The sequence below is a fragment of the Candidatus Brocadia sapporoensis genome (genome assembly GCF_001753675.2).
Taxonomy (GTDB): domain Bacteria; phylum Planctomycetota; class Brocadiia; order Brocadiales; family Brocadiaceae; genus Brocadia; species Brocadia sapporoensis.
Map to the genome: position 1 here is coordinate 1 of NZ_MJUW02000090.1, position 4,779 is coordinate 4,779.

A 4,779-nucleotide genomic window follows, 5' to 3' on the forward strand; every position below is an offset into this window, starting at 1 on the left:
CACGGATAAACTCGTTTATCCGTGCTTGCTTGAATACACGCATTGGCATGAATGATAAGACATGGACAAACAGAGTTTGTCCATGGCACCCGGAGACGAGGGTTTGTATCAGCTTCTCATGCCTGGAAAATGGTCAGGCATGAACTGGTGCGACGGAGAAAGAAATCCTGCTCCGGCAGTTGATGAGATGCATCTCTAAATAACAAAAACGGGGTGGCACGGATAAACTCGTTTATCCGTGCTTGCTTGAATACACGCATTGGCATGAATGACAAAACATGTCCATTTGTTTATTGTTGAAGCACGGGGAGAAATGTTTGAGGAGTTTGTTTAACGGAGAGATCGGTGCACAGAAAATATTCAAACCCTTTGCTCCTGTATCGTACGGAGTCGGGCGGTATCCGAGGCGCTTCCGGGAGTTTTTTGAAACGACGATAATGGTATCTGTCTGTTCTCGTGTGTCTCTTTCAGCCGTTTGACGATTATTTTTTATTTACGTTATTTGTAGATGATCAGGAGATCTCTTGCCTCAACGCTGTCCTTTGCCTTAACCAGTACCTGGCTAATGATACCATCGTGTTCGGCATAAACAGTCGCTTCCATCTTCATCGCTTCCATAATTAGAAGGGGGTCGTTTTTAATAACTTTATCATCTGCAGCCACCTTTACGTTAACAATCATGCCCGGCATCGGGGCTCCTATATGTTTAGTGTTTTCTTCTTCCGCCTGAGGCCGTTTAATAACAGAAGCTGATACCTTGCGATTGGCAATAACTACCTCGCGTGGCTGTCCGTTAAATTCGAAGAACACGGTGCAGTTTCCCTCGTTATTTACCGGGCTTATGGCTACCAGTTTAAAGATTAACGTTTTTCCTTCCTCAATTTCAATGGTAACTTCTTCATTTATAGGTAAACCGTAAAAAAATACGTCCGTAGGGACAACGGAAACATCATCATATTTCTTTCGATGCTCAGCATATTGAATAAAAACGTCAGGATACATCAAATAGGACATAAGCTCTTCCCCGGTTATCGTTCTTGATATCCGTACCTCCACCTTTCTCTTGATTTCCTCAAGATTCACGGATGGCAAATTCGCGCCTGGTCTTTCAGTTGAAGCTGAAACTCCCCGTAAAATCTTTTCCTGTACCTCGCGCGGGAAACCTCCGGTAGGCTGACCGAGACGGCCTTCAAAGAATTCTACGACCGAGGTAGGAAAAGAAAGATCCCTGGTATTGTTGAGAACATCCTGAGCCTGGATGTTGTTTGTTACCAGGAAGAGGGTCATATCCCCGACCACCTTTGAAGAGGGAGTTACTTTTACAATATCTCCAAAGAGCTGATTAACGTCTGCATAGACGTCTGTAATTTCATGCCAGCGATGCGCCAAACCCATAGATTGCGCCTGTTGGAACAGGTTGGTAAACTGACCGCCGGGGATTTCGTGATGATACACTTCGGCAGTGCTGGCTTTTTGAATGGATTCGAATATTTCATAATACTCTCTGACCACTTCCCAGTAAGCCGAGAGCGACCCGAGTGCCTTAAAGTCCATGCCGGTGTCACGTTCGTGAAAACGCATCATTTCCACGAGGGTATTCATGTTCGGCTGGGATGTTAGTCCGGAAAACGGCCCTATCGCAGCATCAACAATGTCCACACCTGCTTCTGCTGCCTTAATGAGCGTGGCGATCTGGCCACCGGATGTGTCATGTGTGTGAAGATGTATAGGAATTTTCAGCTTGGATTTCAAGGCGCTCACCAGTTCATAGGCGGCATATGGTTTCAGGAGCCCGGCCATATCCTTGATTGCCAGGATATGCGCTCCAAGACCTTCCAGCTCTTTCGCCATATTTACATAATATTCTACCGTATATTTGTTCCTCTTTGGGTTAAGAATATCACCGGTGTAACATATGGCAGCTTCGCATAATGCGTGGGTTTCCAGCACGGCATCCATGGTTACTTTCATGTTTTCAACCCAGTTGAGTGAATCAAAGACCCGGAAAATGTCTATACCGCTCTCCGCAGACTGTTTGATAAATGCCCTGACAACGTTATCGGGGTAATTTGTATAACCGACCCCATTCGAAGCCCTGAACAGCATCTGGAAAAGGATGTTAGGCGCCAGTTTGCGCATGTGACGCAGTCGTTCCCAGGGGCACTCCCAGAGAAATCTCATGGCGGTATCAAAAGTTGCTCCACCCCACATTTCCAGTGAAAAGAAGTCCGCATGATTTCTGGAGTAGACTTCTATTATTTTCAGCATATCCATAGTTCTCATACGGGTGGCCAGAAGAGACTGATGTGCATCACGGAATGTTGTGTCTGAGAGCAACAGTTTTTTCTCCTTGAGAATATGCTGCGCAAATTTTTCAGGCCCCATTTGCAGGAGAAGATCACGGCTGCCTTTCGGTCTTGGATTTTTTCGATCAACGGCGGGAACGGGTGCTTCACGGCGGCAAACAGATTTAGGCGCTTCCCTAACAAGCGGGTGACCGTTGATTAGAATGTCCCCTATGAAACGCATGATGCGGAATGCACGGTCTCTGCGGCTTGGAAAGTGAAAAATATCGTGATTTTCATCAATGAAACGCGTGGTGCATCTACCTTTCTGGAAATCTTTATGATTGATCAGATTAATGAGATACGGAATATTGGTTTTCACACCACGAATCCGGAATTCATGCAACGCCCTGTCCATACGGCGTACCGTCTCTTCAAAACAGGAGCCGTATGCAGTAACTTTTACCAGCATGGAATCGTAGTATGGCGTTACAAGGGCTCCGGAAAAGGCAGTTCCTGCGTCAAGCCGGATACCCATGCCTCCCGCAGAACGATAATGCTGGATACGGCCGTAGTCGGGAATAAACTTGTTGGAAGGGTCTTCTGTAGTGATCCGGCACTGAAAGGCGATGCCATTTGTGTGAATAGCATCCTGGTTTGGTATAAGAATCTCGGGTGAATTGAGGGGGTATCCTTCACTGATAAGGATCTGCCGCTTTACCAGATCGATACCGGTAATGATTTCCGTGACGGTGTGTTCCACCTGAATTCTGGGGTTGATCTCGATAAAATAAAATTGATTCGTTTCCGTATCAAGGAGAAATTCCACCGTTCCTGCATTATCGTAGTCAACGGATTTACATATTTTAACCGCCGCATTACAGATGCTCCGTCTGACATTTTCGTCAAGATTCTGAGCCGGTGCGATCTCAACAACTTTCTGGTGGCGCCTCTGGAGCGAGCAATCACGTTCAAACAGGTGCACAATATTATGGTGTTTGTCACCAAGAATCTGTACTTCAATATGTCGCGCATTTTCAACATATTTTTCAATGAAACACTCATCAGAACCAAATGCTGTCAGGGATTCACGTTGTGCTTCATGAAGGCGACGACTCAAGTCTCCCTCATTATGAACAACACGCATACCGCGACCACCTCCGCCATGAGCAGCCTTGATAATAACCGGATAACCCAAAGTGTCGCACAGAGCTTTGGCTTCTTTAAGGCTTTTAATGGGATAATCACTTCCGGAGAGAATGGGAACCTGCATGTTTTCAGCAATTTTTCTGGCAGAGGTCTTATTCCCGAGCATGTCTAGAATCTCCGGCCGGGGACCGACAAAGGTGATGCCGGTCTTTTCGCAGGCACGGGCAAAGTTGGCGTTTTCTGAAAGAAACCCGTATCCAGGATGAATGGCATCTACTTCTTTTTCTTTTGCCAGTTGAATGATGCCATCGATATCCAGATATGCTTTGACAGGATCTTTTCCCTTTCCAATCTGGTATGCTTCGTCTGCCTTAAATCTGTGAAGTGCAAAGCGGTCTTCGTGCGAATATATTGCCACCGTTCTTATCCCGACTTCATATGCCGACCGGCAGACCCGTATCGCTATTTCACTACGGTTGGCAACAAGGAGCTTTTTAAATTTTTTGATTACCATATTTTTCATAGAAAACAATCTTTTCAAGAGCAAATCTTGGCCTTTGCGGTGGTTCTTCGGCAGGATATCCTACCGGGAGTAATGCAATAATTTCAATATCGTTTGGAATTCCGAGTATTTCTTTGACCTTAGTATCATCAAACCATCTCACCCAACAGGTACCCAACCCCAATGCCACTGCGTGAAGAACGATATGTTCAATGGCAATATCCGTATTTCCCGTGGCAGCAATGAGCAAATGCCATTTGATGTCAGCGCATATCACACCTTTCTTTAATGATGGCACAAATACCTCACGACTCCTCCTTGGTAGCGCACCGGCATCGATAAGCTCATCAATTCTTTCTGAAAATTCATCAAAGGTCTTAATGTCTGCGCAACAGGCGATGATTGTGGGGGCTTGTCCGACATGCCGTTGATGGTATGAGGCCGATTGTAATTTTTGTCGTATGTCGGCATCTTTCACGACAATAAATCTCCACGGCTGGGTGTTGGAGCCTGACGGAGCAAGCCTTGCACTTTCTAAAAGTTGTAATATCAATTCATCCGGCACAGGGTCTGGTTTAAATCTTCTGATACTTCGACGTTTATGAATTGCTTCTTTGACATCCATGCTTTTGACCATCGCCTCTTTCATCGGTTCTGTGCAAGATTACGTAATTAGGGGTTTCCTTTTGGCAGTAAAGTCTTTATGCTCTAAATTTGGCAAATTATTTCATAAGCTAGATAGAATTTCAAGGTTTTTTATATTTGACAATTATAATTAAACAAATTTCGTAACTATTCAGCGTACTTTCGCTCACAAACCCTATGGGTGAACAAAATATTGAT

3 protein-coding genes are annotated in these 4,779 nt (G+C 45.2%); 1 reads left to right on the forward strand and 2 read right to left on the reverse strand.

The genetic code is table 11. The features are described 5' to 3' along the window. Positions 1 to 61 precede the first annotated feature (61 nt). Positions 62 to 199, forward strand: a complete 138-nt coding sequence (locus tag BIY37_RS13490) for a hypothetical protein (protein WP_179129343.1) — start codon at positions 62 to 64, stop codon at positions 197 to 199. A gap of 299 nt (positions 200 to 498) precedes the next feature. Here BIY37_RS13490 and BIY37_RS08380 read toward each other — a convergent pair whose 3' ends face one another. After that, positions 499 to 3,957, reverse strand: coding sequence for a pyruvate carboxylase (locus tag BIY37_RS08380; RefSeq protein ID WP_230402474.1), 3,459 nt, complete (start codon positions 3,955 to 3,957; stop codon positions 499 to 501). Continuing rightward, positions 3,929 to 4,573 (reverse strand): nitroreductase family protein, encoded by a 645-nt coding sequence (locus BIY37_RS08385; RefSeq protein WP_179129344.1) that lies wholly within the window; start codon positions 4,571 to 4,573, stop codon positions 3,929 to 3,931. Before BIY37_RS08385 ends, BIY37_RS08380 begins: the two co-directional genes overlap by 29 nt. Between the last annotated feature and the right edge of the window lie 206 nt (positions 4,574 to 4,779).

What these genes read in the sequence shown, in the direction of transcription:
- BIY37_RS13490 (WP_179129343.1), top strand. Translation starts at nt 62, where the DNA reads ATGGACAAACAGAGTTTGTCCATGGCACCCGGAGACGAGGGTTTGTAT.
- BIY37_RS08380 (WP_230402474.1), bottom strand. Translation starts at nt 3,957, where the DNA reads ATGAAAAATATGGTAATCAAAAAATTTAAAAAGCTCCTTGTTGCCAAC.
- BIY37_RS08385 (WP_179129344.1), bottom strand. Translation starts at nt 4,573, where the DNA reads ATGGTCAAAAGCATGGATGTCAAAGAAGCAATTCATAAACGTCGAAGT.